The sequence below is a fragment of the Actinoplanes subtropicus genome (assembly GCF_000721705.1).
GTDB lineage: Bacteria > Actinomycetota > Actinomycetes > Mycobacteriales > Micromonosporaceae > Actinoplanes > Actinoplanes subtropicus.
Genome location: NZ_JOJL01000036.1, coordinates 12329 through 29506, shown reverse-complemented (window position 1 = coordinate 29506; position 17178 = coordinate 12329). Strand labels below are relative to the sequence as shown.

The following is a 17178-nucleotide window of genomic DNA, read 5'->3' as shown; positions in this document are numbered from 1 at the left end:
CGCCCGCTCCCCCGGGTTCCTCTCACCCCAGCGCAAAGGACGATTTCGCATGAAGGCACGTCGCAGGATCGCCGTCGCGGCTTCCGCCGCCACCGCGGCCGCTCTTCTCTCCGCCTGCAGCACCGGCTCGACCAGCTCGTCGGGCTCCACCTCGGGCACCGACGCGTCGGCCGCCCCGGTCTCCACCACGCTGGGCGCCGCCACCAACGGCGTGCCCGCGGCGATCACCGCGGCCGGCGGCACCACGCTGCTCACCACCCCCAAGCCGGACGGTGTCGAGGCTCAGTACGGCCCGATCTGCAAGGGCTCCGACCTGGGCATCGGCAAGATCGACTTCACCAAGGACACGATCGGCTGGGCGCAGTCGGAGAAGGAGGCGAACCCGTTCCGGATCGCCTCCACCAAGTCCCAGGTCGACACCGCCAAGGCCAAGGGCTGGCACCTGCTCACCACCAACGCGCAGTCGAACGTGCAGCAGGAGAACTCCGACATCAAGGGCATGATCGACAAGGGCGCGAAGGCGATCATCTTCTCGCCGATCAACTCGACCGGCCTGGGCGACGCGATCGCGTACGCCAAGTCGAAGCACGTCGCGATGGTCCCGGTCGACCGGAACATCACCGGCGTGCAGGGCTGCAAGGACGTCGGCCCGCAGCTCGGCTCGGACTTCGTCCAGCAGGGCCGCCGCGCCGCGGACGCCATGATCACGGCGACCGGCGGCACCGCCAAGCTGGCCATCCTGCTCGGCGCCTCGGGCGTCAACGTCACCGACGACCGCACCGCCGGCTTCCTGGACGAGCTCAAGGCCAAGAACGCCACCGGCATCTCGGTCATCTTCCAGCAGACCGCCGACTTCACCCGGGAGAAGGGCAAGAGCGTCACCGAGACGATGCTGCGCGCCCACCCGGACGTCACCGCGATCTACGCCGAGAACGACGAGATGGGCCTCGGCGCGCTGGCCGCGCTGGACGACGCCGGCAAGTCCGGCACCAGCAAGGTGCACATCGTCTCGATCGACGGCACCAAGGGCGCCGTGCAGGCCATCGTGGACGGCAACTTCGACGCCGTGATCGAGTCCAACCCGGCGTTCGGCCCGGCCGCGGAGGCCGCGCTCGACGCGTACGTGAACGGTGACGGCGCCCCCGCGGTGACCATCACGACCGACAATCAGTACGACAAGTCCAACGCCGCCGAGGCCCTGAGCTCGGGCAAGGCCTACTGATGTCCACGCCGGTGACCAGCAGCCCGATCCTCAGCGTCACGTCGGCCAGTAAACGGTTCGCCGGAGTACGTGCCCTCGAGGACGTCTCGATCGAGCTGCACGCGGGCTCGGTGCACGCGCTGGTCGGTGAGAACGGGGCCGGGAAGTCGACGCTGATCAAGCTGATCACCGGCGTGTATCAGCTGGACAGCGGAACTGTGCAGCTGCGGGGCGAGAACGTGGCCTTCGACTCGCCCCGCAGCGCCCAGCGCGCCGGGATCGCCACGATCTACCAGGAGGTGCACCTGGCGCCGCAGCTGAGCGTCGCCCGGAACTTCTTCCTGGGCCGTGAGCCGACCCGGCTCGGGTCGCTCGACCTCAAGCGGATGAACCGCGAGGCCGGCGACGCGCTCAAGCGGTACGGGATCGCCGCGGACGTGAAGCGCCCGCTCGGCGAGCTCGGCCTGGGCATCCAGCAGATGGTGGCGATCGCCCGCGCGGTCGAGACCGATGCCAGCGTCGTCATCATGGACGAGCCGACGTCGTCGCTCGAGCCGCGCGAGGTTGACCTGCTGCTCGAGCTGGTCGCCCAGCTGAAGGCCAAGGACGTCGCGATCGTGTACGTGTCGCACAAGCTCGACGAGGTGTTCCGGGCCTGCGACACGATCACCGTCCTGCGCGACGGCAAGCTGGTCTCGACCGGCCCGACCAGCGAGCTGACCCGCCGTCAGCTCATCTCCCGGATGCTCGGCCGGGACGCGGCCGAGCTGGAGAAGGACGGCCGCACCAAGCTCGCCGGCCACAAGACCAATATCGAGGGCGAGCCGCTGCTGCGCGCCGAGCACCTCAACCGGCGGCTGATCCTCGAGGACGTCTCCGTCGTCGTCCGGCCCGGCGAGGTGGTCGGCCTGGCCGGCCTGCTCGGCTCCGGCCGCAGCGAGACGGCAAAGGCGATCTTCGGGGCGCTGCCGCTGGACTCCGGCGAGATCGAGGTGGGCGGCAAGGCGCTGACCCACCAGACCCCGGCCTCCCGGATCCGGGAGCGGGTGGCGATGCTGCCCGAGGACCGCAAGGCCGAGGGGATCATCCCGGACATGTCGATCCGGGACAACATCGGCCTCGCCGCGCTGCCCCAGCTCACCAAGGCCGGCCTGGTCTCCCGCAAGAAGGTCGACGACATCGTCAAGACCTTCATGGACCGGCTGCGGATCAAGGCCTCGGGCCCGAACCAGAAGGTGTCCGAGCTGTCCGGCGGCAACCAGCAGAAGGTGCTGCTGGCCCGCCTGCTCTGCCTGAACCCGCGGGTCCTGCTGCTGGACGAGCCGACCCGGGGCATCGACGTCGGCGCGAAGGCCGAGGTGCAGGCCCTGGTGGCGGAGCTGGCCGAGAAGGGGATGGCCGTGGTGCTCATCTCCAGTGAGCTCGAGGAGGTGGTGGAGGGCTCGGACACGGTCGTGGTGCTGCGCGACGGCGCCCAGCTCGGCCGTCTCGTGGGCGACGACATCAGTGAGGACAAGATCATGGACCTGATCGCGGACGCCGCGTCCGAGCGGATCGAGGCCGCGAAGTGACCACCCTGACCGCGACGTTCAAGGACCGGTCGGCGGTCGCCGCCTGGACCCGCGAGCACGGCGTCTACATCGCCCTCGCCCTGTTGATCGTCTACAACGCGATCGCCACCCCGAACTTCCTCAAGCTGGACACCGTACAGCTGCTGTTCTCGCAGGTGCCGCCGGTGATCATCGTGGCGCTCGGGATGGCCCTGGTGATCGGCACCGGCGGCGTCGACCTGTCGGTCGGCTCGATCATGGCGATCGCCAGCGCGGTGCTGGCCAAGTTCGTGGTGGGCGGGACCCCGATCGGCCTCGCGATGCTCTACGCGGTGATCGCCGGCCTGCTGGTCGGCGTCTTCAACGGGCTGGTCGTGGCGTTCGCCCGGGTGCAGCCGATCGTCGCCACCCTCGGCGTGCTGGTGGCCGGCCGGGGCATCGCCCTGGTCATCACCGGCGGCGCGCTGGTCGAGCTCTTCGTGCCGATCTTCAAGGACATCCGGCTCGGCAAGTTCCTCGGCGTCCCGTACGTCATGATCGTCGCCGCCCTGCTCGCGGCGGGGGTCGCGTTCCTGGTCCGGCGCACCGCGTTCGGCTACCGGCTGCTCGCCATCGGCGGCAACCGGCGGGCGAGCGTGCTGGCCGGCCTCCCGGTGCGCCGCACGCTGATCTTCGTCTACGCGATCTCCGGCACGCTCGCCGCGGTGGCCGGCGTGATCGCCACCGCCCGGCTGCGGGCCAGCGACCCGTCCTACATCGGCCTGCTGATGGAGCTGAGCGCCATCACCGCGGTGGTCGTCGGCGGCACCCCGCTGAACGGCGGCCGGGTCCGCATCCTCGGCACGGTCACCGGCGCGATCCTGCTGCAACTGCTCGAGTCCACGCTCGTCTCGCACAACGCGCCCGACTCGGTGGCCCGGATGGTCGAGGCGTTGATCATCATCGCCGCCGTCTACGTCCAGCGCCCGTCAAGGAGCTCCCGATGACCGCCCCCACCACGAAACCGCAGAAGACAGTGGCGGTGGCCGCCGACCACGGTGGCCGGGAGGCCGCGCGCGCCCGGGCCCGTTCGCTCACCTCGCTGATCTCGCGCAACGGCGCGGTGGCCGTGCTGATCCTTGTCGTGGTGCTCGGCGCGCTGATCGTGCCGAGCTTCGGCAAGCCGGACAACCTGCGCAACGTGGCCCTCGCGGCCTCGTTCATCGGCATCATCGCGGCCGGCATGACCTTCGTGATCATCTGCGGCGGCATCGACCTGTCGGTCGGCTCGACCTACGCGCTCGCGACCATCATCAGCGCCATGTACGCCCCGCGCGGCTCGTTCATCGCGGTCCTCTACGCGCTGCTCGCGGCCGGCCTGGTCGGCCTGATCCAGGGGCTGATCATCGCCCGGTGGCGGCTGCCCGCCTTCATCGTGACGCTGGCCGGCCTGACCGGCGTCCGCGGCCTGGTCTACTTCATCACCAACGAGGGCAACGACCACCCGAAGATCGACGGGCGGCTGGCCTTCGAGGCCCTCGGCACCGGCTCGCTCGCGACGATCGGGACCCCGGTCTGGATCATGCTGGTGGTCTTCGGGATCGGCTGGTGGGCGCTCAACCGCACCCCGTTCGGACAGTCCGTTCAGGCAGTGGGCGGCAACCAGGGCGCGGCCGAGCTGATGGGCTTGCCCGTCAAGCGGACACAGACCATTGTGTACGTTGTGAGCGGCCTCTGTGCCGGCCTCTCCGGCGTTCTCACGACGGCGCTCTCCGGTGGTGGGCAGGAGGCGCGCATCGGCGACGCCTACGAACTCTCCGCGATCGCCGCCGTGGTGATCGGCGGCACCCTGCTCTCCGGCGGCGTCGGCTCGATGGTCGGCACCTTGGCCGGCGTCCTGCTGCTGTTCGTCATCCAGAACCTCATCGTGCAGGGCGCCAACCTCAACTCGTACGTGCAGCAGGTCGTCTCCGGCGGGTTCCTGCTGGTGGTGGTCATCCTCCAGGCGGTGCTCAGCCGGCGGGCAGGCACGAGCGAGACATGACCCCAGCCTCCCTGCCCCAGCGCGGGCCCGTGATGTCGGATGTCGCGGCCCGCGCCGGCGTCTCGCACCAAACCGTCTCCCGGGTGCTCAACGGGCACCCGCACGTGTCGGCCACCACCCGCACCCGGGTGCTGGCCGCGATCGCCGAACTCGGCTACCGGCGGAACCTGTCGGCCCGGGTGCTGGCGACCGGCCGGTCCAACGTGATCGGCGTGGTGGCCCAGAACACCACGCTGTACGGGCCGTCCAGCATGGTGCAGGCCATCGGCGAGGCGGCGCTCGGCGCCGACCTGTCGCTCACCGTCGGGCACGTGGCGGGGTACGACGCCACCGCCGCGTCCCGCCGGATCGTCGAGCGGCTGGTCCAGCAGGGCGCGGCGGGGCTGGTGTTCATCGCCCCGGTGGACGCGGCCGCGGAGGCGATGCGGCTGGTCCCCGACGGGGTGCCGATCGTGACCGTGGACGGCGTCCCCGAGTGGGAGTGCGCGAACGTCGCGGTCGACCAGTACGTCGGCGGCATGCTCGCCACCCGGCACCTGCTCGAGGCCGGCCACCGCACGGTGTGGCACGTGGCCGGTCCCGAGCCGTGGCACGGCAGCCGGGCCCGCGAGGAGGGCTGGCGGGCCGCCCTGGCCGAGGTGGGCGCGGTGGCCCCGCCGATGACCCGGGCCGGCTGGTCGGCGGCGTCCGGCTACCAGTGCGGGCGGATGCTCGCCCGGATCCCGGACTGCACGGCGATCTTCGCGGCCAACGACCACGTCGCGCTCGGCATCATGCGGGCGATGGCCGAGCAGGGCCGGCGCATCCCCGAGGACGTCAGCCTGGTCGGCTTCGACGACGTGCCCGAGGCCGGCTACTTCCATCCGGGGCTGACCACCGTACGGCAGGAATTCGCTGAGGTCGGCCGGGAAGCCGTCCGCCTGCTGCTCGACCAGCTCGCCACCGGCCAGAGCTCCACCGAGAACGCCCTGGTCGAACCCGTCCTCATCCCGCGCGCCACGGTCGGCCCGGTTGTCGCCACCGGGCCGGCCGTGGCCTTGAAGGAGAACGCCTCATGACCGAGAACGCCCTGGTGATCGGGGTCGACTTCGGGACGCTGTCCGGGCGGGCGGTGGTCGTCCGGGTCGCCGACGGCGCCGAACTGGGTTCCGCGGTCCACGCGTACACCCACGGTGTTGTCGATCGTGAATTGCACGGCGTGGCCCTGCCGCCGGATTGGGCGCTGCAGGTGCCCGCCGACTACGTGGACGTGCTGAAGACCGCGGTGCCGGCCGCGATCGAGGCCGCGGGCGCCGACCCGGCCGACGTGATCGGGCTGGCCACCGACTTCACCGCCTGCACGGTGCTGCCCACGCTCGAGGACGGCACCCCGCTCAGCGATCTCGACAAGTTCCGGAGCAACCCGCATGCGTACGTCAAACTGTGGAAGCACCACGCGGCTCAGCCGCAGGCCGACCGGATCACCGAGCTGGCCGCCAAACGCGCCGAGCCGTGGTTGCGCCGCTTCGGCGGCATGATCAGCTCGGAATGGGAGCTGGCCAAAGCGCTGCAGGTCGTCGAGGAAGCCCCGGAGGTGTGGGCCGAAACCCGCTACTGGGTCGAGGCGGCCGACTGGATCGTCTGGCGGATGACCGGGACGTACCTGCGCAACGCCTGCACGGCCGGCTACAAGGGACAGTACGTCGACGGGCACTACCCGCCGGCCGGCTACCTGCGCGAGCTGAACCCGGCGTTCGCCGACTTCGCCGAGACCCGGCTCGACGTGCCGATCGGCGAGCTCGGGCAGGCGGCCGGCACGCTCACCGCCGAGGCCGCCGCGTGGACCGGCCTGCACACCGGGGTGGTCGTGGCGGTCGGCAACGTCGACGCGCACGTGTCGGCGCCGGCCGCGCGGGCGGTCGGCCCCGGCACCCTCGTCATGATCATGGGGACGTCGACCTGCCACGTGCTGAGCTCGGACGTGCTGCGCGAGGTGCCCGGCATGTGCGGGGTCGTCGAGGGCGGCATCGTGCCGGGCCTCTGGGGGTACGAGGCGGGCCAGTCGGGGGTCGGCGACATCTTCGGGTGGTTCGTCGAGAACGGCGTGCCACCCTCGTACGTGACAGAGGCCGCGGAGCGCGGCATCTCGGTGCACGAGCTGCTCAGCGAGAAGGCGGCCGCCCAGCCGGTCGGCGGGCACGGGCTGATCGCGCTCGACTGGCACTCCGGGAACCGGTCGCCGCTGGTCGACCACGAGCTCTCCGGCGTGATCATCGGGCAGACCCTGGCCACCCGGGCCGAGGAGATCTACCGGGCGCTGGTCGAGGCGACCGCGTACGGCACCCGGCTGATCATCGAGGCGTTCCGCGACTCCGGGGTGCCGGTCACCGAGCTGATCGCGACCGGCGGGCTGCAGAAGAACCCGCTGGTCATGCAGATCTACGCGGACGTGCTGCGGCTGCCGATCGGCCTGCTCGACTCCGATCAGGGCCCGGCGCTCGGCTCGGCGCTGCACGCGGCGGTGGCGGCCGGCGCGTACCCGGACATCCGGGCGGCGGCCGCGGCGATGGGCCGGGTCACCCACGACGCGTGGCGGCCGGACGACGAGGACGCCGACCGGTACGACGCGCTCTACGCCGAGTACCGCACGCTGGTCGACTACTTCGGCCGGCACGGCAACGACGTGATGCGCCGCTTGCGGAAGATCCGTCGGGAGGCCTTCCGATGAGGGACCTGTTGCAGGAGGTCCTGGAGGCCAACCGGCGTATCCCGGAGGCCGGGCTGGCGACGCTGACCTGGGGGAACGTCTCCGGCGTCGACCGCGGCGCCGGGGTGTACGTGATCAAGCCGTCCGGCGTGCCGTACCACGCGCTGACCGTGGAGAGCCTGGTCACCGTCGAGATCGAGACCGGGCGGGTGATCGGCGGCACGCTCAAGCCGTCCGTCGACAGCGAGACCCACCGGCTGCTCTACCAGGCGTTCCCGGCCGTCGGCGGGATCACCCACACGCACTCCACCAGCGCGGTGGCGTTCGCCCAGGCCCGGCGGGACATCCCGGTGCTGGGCACCACGCACGCCGACAACTTCGACGGGCCGATCCGGTGCACCCGCGATCTCACCCCGGCCGAGTGCGCCCAGGACTACGAGCGGAACACCGGGCTGGCCATCCTCGACACGCTGGACGGCGACAGTTCGTCGGTGCCGGCCGTGCTCGCGGCCAGCCACGGGCCGTTCACGTGGGGGCCGACGGCGATGAAGTCGCTCGAGACGGCGATCGTCTGCGAGGCGGTGGCCGAGATCGCCCTCCGCACGCTCGCGCTCAACCCGGAGGCGCGGCCGCCCGAGCACCTGGTCCGCCGGCACTACACCCGCAAGCACGGGCCCGACGCGTACTACGGCAATCTCACCGAACGGGGATAGCAGCGATGAACCCTTTTGACGGCCGCGAGATCTGGTTCCTCACCGGCAGCCAGGGCCTCTACGGTGAGGACACGCTCGCCCAGGTGGCCGCCCAGTCGCAGGAGGTGGTCGCGCACCTGGACGGCGCGCCCGGCATCCCGCTGCCGATCGTGTGGCGGCCGGTGCTCACCGACTCGGCGGGCATCAAGGCCGTGATGGTCGCCGCGAACGCCGACGAGCGCTGCGCCGGGGTGATCGCCTGGATGCACACGTTCTCCCCCGCCAAGATGTGGATCAGCGGCCTCGAGGCGCTGCGGAAGCCCCTGCTGCACCTGCACACCCAGGCGCACCGGGAACTGCCGTGGGCGACCATCGACATGGACTTCATGAACCTGAACCAGGCGGCGCACGGCGACCGCGAGTTCGGGTACGTGCAGACCCGGCTCGGCGTCGCCCGCACGACCGTGGCCGGGCACGCGTCCGAGCCGCGGACGGCCGAGCGGATCGGCCAGTGGGTGCGGGCGTCGGTCGCGGTCGCCACCATGCGGTCGCTGCGGCTGGCCCGGTTCGGGGACAACATGCGCGACGTCGCGGTCACCGAGGGGGACAAGGTCGAGGCGGAGCGGCACTTCGGGGTGTCGGTCAACACGTACGGCGTCAATGATCTTGTCGAGGTTGTCGACGGCGTCCCCGCAGCGGAAGTCGACGCCCTGGTGGCGGAGTATTCGGACAGTTACGATTTGTCGCCCGAGCTCCGCAAAGACGGCGATCGGCACGAATCGCTGCGGTACGGGGCCCGGATCGAGGCTGGGCTGCGGCAATTTTTGACTTCGGGCGGTTTCGGCGCTTTCACCACGAATTTTGAGGACCTCGGCGGGCTGAGGCAGCTGCCGGGGCTCGCCGTGCAGCGGCTGATGGCGGACGGGTACGGCTTCGGCGGCGAGGGCGACTGGAAGACCTCCATGCTGCTCGCCACGCTCAAGGCGGCCGCCTCCGGCCTGCCCGGCGGCACCTCGTTCATGGAGGACTACACCTACCACCTCGGGCCGGGGCCGCAGCGGATCCTGGGCGCGCACATGCTGGAGGTGTGCCCGTCGATCGCCGCCGGCCGGCCGTCGCTGGAGATCCACCCGCTGTCGATCGGCGGGCGGGAGGATCCGGTACGCCTGAAGTTCTCGGCCGCGCCGGGCCCGGGCGTGGTGGTCGGCATCTGTGACATGGGCGACCGCTTCCGGCTGGTCGGCAACACGATCACCGTGGTGCCACCGGACGCCGAGCTGACCGCCCTGCCGGTCGCCTCGGCGGTCTGGGAACCGGCCCCCGACCTGCCCACCTCGGCCGAATGCTGGCTGATGGCGGGCGGCCCGCACCACACCGTGCTGAGCACCGCGCTGGACGCCTCGGTGGTCGAGCAGTTCGCCGAGCTGACCCGCACCGAACTGGTGCTCATCGATGGCGCGAGCACCCCCTCGTCGATCCGCAAGGAGCTCCGCTGGAACGCGGCCTATCAGCTGCTGGCGGGCGGACTGCGGTGAAGGGATATCCTGCCCGCAACAGCGGGATGCGGGGTGTCGGTGAGCGTGAAGCGCGGACGGCCGCCGGGCATGATGGACGTCGCCCGGCTGGCGGGGGTGTCACATCAGACCGTTTCGCGTGTGCTCAACGAGCACAAGAACGTGAGCGAGCAGACCCGGCTCAAGGTGCGGGCGGCGATCGCCGAGCTGGGCTACCGGCCCGATCGGGCGGCCCGGGCCCTGGTCACGGGCACCTCCCAGGTGATCGGGGTGGTCGCGCAGAACTCGTCGCTGTTCGGTCCCGCGTCGATGCTGAACGCGTTCGAGGAGGCCGCCCAGGCGGTCGGCTTCGCGGTCAACGTGAGCAGCGTGCGCAGCCTCGACCAGCGGTCCATCGCCGAAGCGGTCGACCGCCACCTGGACCAGCGGGTGGCCGGCATCGTGATGATCGCGCCGGTGGCCAGCGCCGGGCCCGCCCTCGAGCACCTGCCGGCCGACGTGCCGCTGGTGACCATCGACGGCGACCCCGAGCGGTCCAGCACGCTGGTGACCGTCGACCAGGAGGCCGGGGCGCGCGCCGCGACCCAGCGCCTGCTGGACGCCGGGCACCGCACGGTGTGGCACATCTCCGGGCCGTCCGACTGGTTCGACGCGGCCGGCCGGGTGCGCGGCTGGGAGCAGACCCTGACCGACAGCGGCGTGGAGATCCCGCCGCTGCTGACCGGGGACTGGAGCGCGGCGTCGGGCTACCGCAACGGCCAGCTGCTGGCGCGCCTGCCGGATGTCACGGCGGTCTTCACGGCGAACGATCACATCGCGCTGGGGCTGCTGCGGGCCCTCAACGAGCACGGCCGCCGGGTGCCCGACGACGTGAGCATCATCGGCTTCGACGACGTGCCCGAGGCGGCCTACTTCACGCCCCCGCTGACCACCGTGCGGCCCGACTTCGCGGCGGTCGCGACGGCGTCGCTGGAGCTGCTGATGGAGCAGGTCTCCGGGGCGGCCGAGGTGGGCCGGCGGCGGACCGTCGCGCCGGAGCTGATCGAGCGGGGAAGCGTGGCACCGCCCGCGGTATAGATTGAACACTGTCTATGCCCGACTGTCCGGATTGTGCGTTGAGACGCGGTGGGATCGCATCTTGACAGCGCGCCTGTGATCGTTAACATTTCTGGAAACGGCGCCGTAATCCGTCAGCAACGTTTTCGGTTGTGAACGTGAACAACGCCGTACGTAAATACCCCCGGCGGGGCCATCAGGGGAGTGATGGTCCCGCCGGGTCACGCGTAGGCTGTTGCGGTGCCGCTGCTATTGGTCCTCGACGGGAACAGCCTGGTGCACCGCGCGTACCACGCCGGCGCCTTCGAGGGCATGCAGGCGCCCGACGGCTCCCCCATCTGGGCGTTGCGCGGCCTGGTCGGCTATCTGGCGCGCGCCGCCGCCCACCTCTCCCCCGACGCGGTGATCGTCGGCTTCGACTGCCCGGTCTCCTCGGCCCGCCGGTCCTCGTACCCGGAATACAAGGCCCACCGCCCCGACAAGGCGGCCGATCTGGTCGCCCAGCTGGCCGTCGCGCCCCAGCTGCTGGCCGACTGCGGCGTGTGCACGGTCGTGCCGCCGGCCTACGAGGCGGACGACGTGCTGGCCAGCGCGGCCGCGGCGGCCCGGGCGGCCGGGTGGGAGTCGGTGCTGATGACCAGCGACCGGGACGCGTTCGCGCTGATCGACCAGACCACCTCGGTGCTGCGGGTGCGCAACGGCGGCTTCGACGAGGCGGTGCTGATCGACGCGGCCGGCCTGCCGGCGATGTATGGCGTGACGCCGCAGCAGTACCGGGATTTCGCCGCGCTCCGCGGAGATCCCTCCGACAACCTTCCGGGTGTACGCCGATTCGGCGCCACGACCGCGCAGAAGCTCCTCGCCGCCTTCGGGACCGTGGAGGCGGCCTGGGCCGCGGCCCCTGCGGCCCTCACCGAGGCGGTGGGGGCGCAGGCGGCGGCGTTCTTCACCGACCCCGGCGCGCGGGAGATCGTCGCGCGGAACCGGCAGCTGATGACCATGCGCAGCGATGTGGACCTGCCGGCGCTGGGCTCGGCCCGGCTGCCGCTCGACTACCTGGTCATGCGGCAGGCGCTGCGCGGGCGCGGGATCAATCTCGGGCCGTCGCTGTGGGCGCTGGTCGGCGGGGCCGCGCCGTCGGCCGACGCGGCTTCCTTGGAGGAGATGCCGGAGCTGCGGCCGTGGGTGTTCCGGGGCGGGCTGAAGGCTCGGCGCGACCCGACACCCGGGCAGCTGGCCCTTTTCTGATAGGACTCTTCACAGATCGACGCCGCTTTATGTAGCGTCGGGGGATGCGCGTACCTCTCGCCGCACTCCTCGCCCTCGCCCTGCCGCTGACCGCCGCGCCCGCCGCGGCCGCGCCCTCCCCCGCCGCCCCGGCGACCACGCTCGGCAGCGTCATCCCGGCGCCGGTCGAGGTGCGTCCCGGCGGCCCGGCCTTCCGGCTCACCAAGGGAACCGTGATCGAGGCGGCGGCGACCGCCCGGACCGTCGCGCAGCGGCTGGCCGAGGCGCTGCGGCCGGCCACCGGGTATCCGCTGCCGATCGTGGCGCGGGCGCCGCGCTTCACGCCGGTGATCTCGCTGGCCACCGGGGCGGTGGGTGCGCGGCTGGGCGGCGAGGGCTATCGGCTGGGCGTACGCGCGAACGAAGTTGACTTGCGGGCCAACAGCAACGCCGGGCTGTTCGCGGGGGTGCAGACGCTGCGCCAACTGCTGCCGGCGGCGATCGACGCGAGCACGCCGCGGCAGAGGCGGTGGACCGTGCCGGGCGGGGACATCGTGGACTATCCGCGGTTCGCGTACCGCGGGGCGATGCTCGACGAGGCGCGGCACTTCCATTCGCCGGACGAGATCAAGCGGTATATCGACGAGATCAGCCGGTTCAAGGTGAACTACCTGCACCTGCATCTCGCGGACGACCAGGGCTGGCGGATCCAGATCGACTCGTGGCCGCGGCTGGCCCAGGTCGGCGGCGCGCCCGGGACCGGGGTGGACGGGGTCGGCGGTGGCTACCTGACCAAGGCGCAGTACCGGGATCTGGTGCGCTACGCGGCCGACCGGTACATCACGATCGTGCCGGAGATCGACATGCCGGGGCACGTGAACGCGGCCCAGGTGGCGTACCCGGAGCTGACCTGTGACGGGGTGGCGCCGCCGCCGCGGACCGACACCGACGTCGGCTACAGCTCGCTGTGCATCGGCAAGGAGGTCACGTACCGGTTCGTCGAGGACGTGATCCGGGAGTTGGCGGCGATGACGCCCGGGCCCTACCTGCACATCGGCGGGGACGAGGCGCAGGCGACCACGCCGGCCGACTACCTGACCTTCGAGAAGCGGGTGCTGCCGCTGGTGGCGAAGTACGGGAAGACGGCGTACGGCTGGAACGAGATCGCCGCGGCGCCGGCCGCGAGGAAAGCGGTTGCCCAGTACTGGGGGCTGGACACCTCGAACGCGACGCTGGCCGCCGCGGTGAGGCAGGGAACCAGGGTGGTCATGTCGCCGGCGAATCTCGCCTACCTCGACCAGAAGTACAACCCGCAGACCCCGATCGGGCTGGACTGGGCGGGCTACATCGAGGTGCGGACGGCGTACGACTGGGACCCGGGCACCCGGCTCAGCGACGTCCCGGCGGCCGCGGTGCTGGGGGTGGAGGCGCCGCTGTGGTCGGAGACGCTGCGGAAGATGGCGGACATCGAGTTCCTCGCGTTCCCCCGGCTGGCGGCGATCGCGGAGTTGGGCTGGTCCCGCTCGCACGACTGGAATTCGTTCCGCTCGCGCCTCGGCGCCTACGGGCCGCGCTGGGACGCCCAGGGGGTGAACTTCTACCGGTCAACCCAGATCGACTGGGTTGGCTAGCGCCTCGATCGCGTCGAACTGCATGTGCAGGCCGATCGCGAACTGCTCGTCCCAGTCGCGAGCGGCCTGGAACGCGTCGAGCGAGGCGGTGACCGGCGTGTCCGAGCCGGCCACCGGCCGCCACTCGGCGCTCGCGGCGCGGCCCTGCTGCTCGACCACCAGGTAGCCGATGACGAAGCTGCCCCAGGTGCGATGGGCGTCCAGCAGGGCCGAGCCGCTGAGGCCGGCCCGCTGGAGAGCCGAATACTGCGCCTCCAGGGTGGCGGCGGCCTTCTCGTGGTGGCTGGGCCGGGACAGCAGCACCGGCAGCAGGTTCGGATGGGCGTTGACGGCGTCCCGGTACCGGTAGCTCAGCGCCGCCAGATCAGCCTGCCAGTCGTCGGTCGGCGCCGGCGGTTCCGGCGCGACCGCGGCGACGACCGCGTCGATCAGCGCGTTCTTGTTCGCGAAGTGGTGGTACAGCGCCATGCCCTCCACGCCGAGCGCCCGGCCCAGCTTGCGCATCGACAGCGCCTCCAGGCCGTCCCGGTCGATCATCGCCAGCGCCGCCTCGACGATCGCCCGCCGGCTCAGTTCCCCTCGCATCTTTACAGCGTAAAACTCCCGGCTTTACGCTGTAAAGATGCGGGCGAGGTACGGGATCGACGCGCCCGGCATCGTGCGGCTGTTCGCCGTGGTCGGCGTGGGGCTCGCGGCGCTGAGCGCGGCCCTGTTCGCGCTCACGGCCGCCTGGTGGGGCGCGGCGCTCGGGACGTTGTCCGGGCTGAGTGCGCTCACGTTCCTGGTCCAGTGCGGCTGGATGCTCTACAGCAGCCTGATCGGCAAACGCCGGCTCTGGGCCCGCACGCTGCGCGAACTGGGTCTGCGCGGCGACGAGGAGGTGCTGGAGGCCGGCCCCGGCCGCGGCTCGGTCCTGGTCGCGGCCGCCCGCGTGGTGCCGGCCGGTCACCTCGTGGGCGTGGACATCTGGCGCGCCCAGGACCAGTCCGGCAACGGCCCCGACGCGTTGCTGGCCAACGCTCGTGCGGCCGGCGTCGCCGGGCGGGTCGAGGCGCTCGACGGCGACATGCGCGAGCTGCCGTTCCCGGACGCCGCTTTCGACCTGGCGCTCGCCAGCCTCGCCATCCACAACCTGCCGCCCGGCGACCGGCCCGGGGCGGTGCGGGAACTGCTGCGCGTGGTGCGGCCGGGCGGGCGCATCGTGATCCTCGACTTCCAGGCCACTTCCGCGTACGCGGGTACGCTCCGCGAAGGGGGCGCCGCCGACGTCCGCGTCTCCGGCCGGCACTGGTCGATGCACCCACCGGTCCGCGTCGTCACCGCGACCGCGCCCTGACGTCGTCACTCTCACCTGGAGGATTTGTCGTGCGACCACCGGTACCGCCGTTCACCCCCGAGACCGCGGCCGCCAAGGTGCGGGCCGCGGAGGACGCGTGGAACACCCGCGACCCCGAACGGGTGGCGCTCGCGTACACGGAGGATTCGGTCTGGCGGAACCGGGACGTCTTCGTCACCGGGCGCGCCGGGATCGTCGCCTTCCTCACCGCCAAGTGGGAGCGGGAGCTCGACTACGCGCTGCGCAAGTCGCTGTGGGCGGTCCACGGGGACCGGATCGCCGTACGGTTCCAATACGAGTGCCACGACACGAGCGGGCAGTGGTGGCGCAGCTACGGCAACGAGCTGTGGGAGTTCGACGGCCAGGGCCTGATGCGCCGCCGCGAGGCCAGCATCAACGACCTGCGCATCGACGAGTCGGAGCGGCGCATCTTCGGCCCCCGCCCGGCCGGCGACCAAACCGGGATCCCGCTGCACTGACCCCGCTGCCCCGCCCTGGTTGCCGCGCCGGCGCCCGCCCGGCATCGCCAGTGCCGGCGGCGGCTTCGACGTGTGGTCCGGCTGCGCCTACTTCCACGTCGACTCGATCGCCGCGACCTGAGGTCCGGCTACGCGACGGTGCGGCGGGACAGCTCGTCGAGCGCCCGCTTCAGCGTGACCCGTGATTCCTCCGCCACCGCCGGGTCGGTGCGGTCGGTGCGCAGGCGTTCCAGCCGGTCGCGCCGGGCCTCCAGCAGGCGCGGCAGTGTCTCGGCCACGTACTGCCGGGCCGCACCCACCCGGCGGCGCAACTCGCTCTCGAAGGCCGTGCGGGCCTCGGTCACCGCGGCCTCCACCCAGGTGGACAGGCGGGTGCGGCGCTGCGCCCCGTCGCCGCGCAGTTGCCACCAGCCCGTGCAGGCGGCGAGGGCGATGTCGGCGCCGACCGCGCCCGAACCCGTGAGCACGGACAGGGCCATCGCCGAGCCGGTCAGCAGGCCGGTGAGGGTGGGGGTGAAGTCGCGGACCGAGCCGGGCGGTTCGGGTGAGCGCATCCGCAGGCTCAGCTCGGCGGCCGGTGGTGCCAGCACGTCGTCGCGCAGGCAGTCGCGGACCGATTCGAGGATCGCCTCCTGGGTCTCCTCCAGCGCCGACCAGCCCGTCGCCGCGAGGCCGACCACCAGCCGGGGCGGCAGGGTCTCCAGAGCGTCGCCGGGGCCGTCCTCGGCGGCCTCCCGGTGCCAGGTGCCGAGGGCTTCGGCGCGGGCGGCGAACCGCTGGGTCGCGCCCTGGCGGGCCTCCTCGAAGCGGGCGCCGAGCAGGCCGCCGCCGTCCAGCAGCGTGGTCACCGTGGCGATCTCGGCGTCCAGCCGGTCGGCGGGCCCGGCCAGCCGGTCGAGGTGGGCCAGCAGTTCGCGTACGACCGCTGTGGTGGTGTGAGCTTGCACCGCCGCGCGCCGGCGGCGGATCGACGTGGTCGCCGCGAAGGTGAGCAGGTCGATCAGCTGACGGGTGCCGGCCAGTTCGGTGAGCCGGACGGCGACGTGCCGCGGGGTGCCGGGACGGCCGGCCTGCTCGGCGAGGCGGGCCGAGGTGCCGAAGACCGGAAGACCGGCCAGGTCGGGGTGGGCGGCGAGGCGGCGGCGGGTCTCGGCCAGGGCGCGCTCGTGGCCGACCACGTCGCTCTTGTTGACCGCCACCGCGATCGTGTCGATGTGCTGCGTCGCCGCCGCCAGGAAGGCGAGCTCGTGCTCGGTGACCGGGCCGGTCGCGTCGCCGACGAACAGCAGCGCGTCGGCGTTCCACGCGCCGTGCGGGCCACCCACCCCGGGCGTGTCGGCCAGGATCAGATCGCGCAGCACCGGGGCGTCCAGCCGGGCATCGATCCCCAGGACGGGAGCGGAAACCTCATGCAGATTGGTGTACGCGTGCAGCTCGCTCAACGGGATCGGCACGCGCCGCGGCGTCCCCGGGTGGCCCGGGTCGGTGAGCAGCGCGGTGAGGCCGTCGTCGGCGCCGTAGCGGAACTCGATCCACCCGGCGGTCGTCGGCCGGCTGCCCACCGGGCTCAGGCCGGGCCGGCCGAGCAGGCTGTTGACCAGGCGCGACTTGCCGCGGCCGGGGCCGCCGCTGACCACTATCCGGGGCCGGCGCAGGGTTTCCCGCGGGCCCGGCGGGGCCGGCAGGAGGGCGGCGAGATCGTCCCGGCCGAGCTTGCGGGCCTCGGCGCGCACCACATCGATCAGGTCGGCGAGTCCGGCATGCGGGTCGATCACGCGCCGCC

At 72.1% G+C, this 17178-nt stretch carries 15 protein-coding genes; 13 read left to right on the top strand and 2 right to left on the bottom strand.

Annotated features, from left to right (window positions below; translation table 11 throughout):
- Positions 1–49: 49 nt before the first annotated feature.
- The 11 genes from IH26_RS0140195 (at position 50) to IH26_RS0140145 (ending at position 13580) form a co-directional block, all read left to right on the top strand.
- Positions 50–1222: a substrate-binding domain-containing protein gene (locus IH26_RS0140195; protein WP_030441536.1), complete on the top strand. Its 1173-nt coding sequence runs from the start codon at positions 50–52 to the stop codon at positions 1220–1222.
- A complete protein-coding gene (locus tag IH26_RS0140190; RefSeq protein ID WP_030441535.1) occupies positions 1222–2772 on the top strand; it encodes a sugar ABC transporter ATP-binding protein in 1551 nt (516 codons plus the stop codon). Before IH26_RS0140195 ends, IH26_RS0140190 begins: the two co-directional genes overlap by 1 nt.
- Positions 2769–3737, top strand: coding sequence for an ABC transporter permease (locus IH26_RS0140185; protein WP_030441534.1), 969 nt, complete (start codon positions 2769–2771; stop codon positions 3735–3737). The genes IH26_RS0140190 and IH26_RS0140185 overlap by 4 nt, the downstream gene beginning before the upstream one ends.
- Positions 3734–4774 carry an ABC transporter permease gene (locus IH26_RS0140180; RefSeq protein WP_030441533.1) on the top strand — a complete coding sequence of 347 codons (1041 nt, stop codon included), beginning with the start codon at positions 3734–3736 and terminating at the stop codon, positions 4772–4774. Before IH26_RS0140185 ends, IH26_RS0140180 begins: the two co-directional genes overlap by 4 nt.
- On the top strand, positions 4771–5832 hold the full coding sequence (locus IH26_RS0140175) for a LacI family DNA-binding transcriptional regulator (RefSeq protein WP_245665902.1): 1062 nt from the start codon (positions 4771–4773) through the stop codon (positions 5830–5832). Before IH26_RS0140180 ends, IH26_RS0140175 begins: the two co-directional genes overlap by 4 nt.
- Positions 5829–7481, top strand: coding sequence for a ribulokinase (araB, locus tag IH26_RS0140170; RefSeq protein ID WP_030441531.1), 1653 nt, complete (start codon positions 5829–5831; stop codon positions 7479–7481). Before IH26_RS0140175 ends, araB begins: the two co-directional genes overlap by 4 nt.
- Positions 7478–8173, top strand: a complete 696-nt coding sequence (gene araD / locus IH26_RS0140165; RefSeq protein ID WP_030441530.1) for an L-ribulose-5-phosphate 4-epimerase AraD — start codon at positions 7478–7480, stop codon at positions 8171–8173. The genes araB and araD overlap by 4 nt, the downstream gene beginning before the upstream one ends.
- Before the next feature lie 5 nt (positions 8174–8178).
- Positions 8179–9687, top strand: a complete 1509-nt coding sequence (gene araA, locus IH26_RS0140160; RefSeq protein ID WP_030441529.1) for an L-arabinose isomerase — start codon at positions 8179–8181, stop codon at positions 9685–9687.
- Between the two features lie 69 nt (positions 9688–9756).
- Positions 9757–10743 (top strand): LacI family DNA-binding transcriptional regulator, encoded by a 987-nt coding sequence (locus tag IH26_RS0140155; protein WP_030441528.1) that lies wholly within the window; start codon positions 9757–9759, stop codon positions 10741–10743.
- Positions 10744–10962: 219 nt separating this feature from the next.
- Entirely contained in the window at positions 10963–11970 is a 1008-nt protein-coding gene (locus tag IH26_RS0140150) for a 5'-3' exonuclease (RefSeq protein WP_030441527.1), read from the top strand.
- Between the two features lie 44 nt (positions 11971–12014).
- Positions 12015–13580 (top strand): beta-N-acetylhexosaminidase, encoded by a 1566-nt coding sequence (locus IH26_RS0140145; protein ID WP_030441526.1) that lies wholly within the window; start codon positions 12015–12017, stop codon positions 13578–13580.
- On the opposite strand, the gene IH26_RS56570 is transcribed toward IH26_RS0140145, so the two are convergent.
- Entirely contained in the window at positions 13554–14165 is a 612-nt protein-coding gene (locus IH26_RS56570; RefSeq protein WP_051809376.1) for a TetR family transcriptional regulator, read from the bottom strand. The genes IH26_RS0140145 and IH26_RS56570 overlap by 27 nt on opposite strands.
- A 37-nt stretch (positions 14166–14202) precedes the next feature.
- Here IH26_RS56570 and IH26_RS0140135 point away from each other — a divergent pair, with 37 nt between their 5' ends.
- The gene (locus tag IH26_RS0140135) at positions 14203–14916 is read left to right on the top strand and encodes a class I SAM-dependent methyltransferase (protein ID WP_034216990.1); all 714 of its coding nucleotides are present in this window, start codon (positions 14203–14205) and stop codon (positions 14914–14916) included.
- 29 nt (positions 14917–14945) lie between these two features.
- Positions 14946–15395: a nuclear transport factor 2 family protein gene (locus IH26_RS0140130; protein WP_030441523.1), complete on the top strand. Its 450-nt coding sequence runs from the start codon at positions 14946–14948 to the stop codon at positions 15393–15395.
- Between the two features lie 128 nt (positions 15396–15523).
- On the opposite strand, the gene IH26_RS0140120 is transcribed toward IH26_RS0140130, so the two are convergent.
- On the bottom strand, positions 15524–17170 hold the full coding sequence (locus IH26_RS0140120) for a P-loop NTPase family protein (RefSeq protein ID WP_030441522.1): 1647 nt from the start codon (positions 17168–17170) through the stop codon (positions 15524–15526).
- Positions 17171–17178 lie beyond the last annotated feature (8 nt).

What these genes read in the sequence shown, in the direction of transcription:
- IH26_RS0140195 (WP_030441536.1), top strand. Translation starts at nt 50, where the DNA reads ATGAAGGCACGTCGCAGGATCGCCGTCGCGGCTTCCGCCGCCACCGCG.
- IH26_RS0140190 (WP_030441535.1), top strand. Translation starts at nt 1,222, where the DNA reads ATGTCCACGCCGGTGACCAGCAGCCCGATCCTCAGCGTCACGTCGGCC.
- IH26_RS0140180 (WP_030441533.1), top strand. Translation starts at nt 3,734, where the DNA reads ATGACCGCCCCCACCACGAAACCGCAGAAGACAGTGGCGGTGGCCGCC.
- IH26_RS0140175 (WP_245665902.1), top strand. Translation starts at nt 4,771, where the DNA reads ATGACCCCAGCCTCCCTGCCCCAGCGCGGGCCCGTGATGTCGGATGTC.
- araB (WP_030441531.1), top strand. Translation starts at nt 5,829, where the DNA reads ATGACCGAGAACGCCCTGGTGATCGGGGTCGACTTCGGGACGCTGTCC.
- araD (WP_030441530.1), top strand. Translation starts at nt 7,478, where the DNA reads ATGAGGGACCTGTTGCAGGAGGTCCTGGAGGCCAACCGGCGTATCCCG.
- araA (WP_030441529.1), top strand. Translation starts at nt 8,179, where the DNA reads ATGAACCCTTTTGACGGCCGCGAGATCTGGTTCCTCACCGGCAGCCAG.
- IH26_RS0140155 (WP_030441528.1), top strand. Translation starts at nt 9,757, where the DNA reads ATGATGGACGTCGCCCGGCTGGCGGGGGTGTCACATCAGACCGTTTCG.
- IH26_RS0140145 (WP_030441526.1), top strand. Translation starts at nt 12,015, where the DNA reads ATGCGCGTACCTCTCGCCGCACTCCTCGCCCTCGCCCTGCCGCTGACC.
- IH26_RS56570 (WP_051809376.1), bottom strand. Translation starts at nt 14,165, where the DNA reads ATGCGAGGGGAACTGAGCCGGCGGGCGATCGTCGAGGCGGCGCTGGCG.
- IH26_RS0140135 (WP_034216990.1), top strand. Translation starts at nt 14,203, where the DNA reads ATGCGGGCGAGGTACGGGATCGACGCGCCCGGCATCGTGCGGCTGTTC.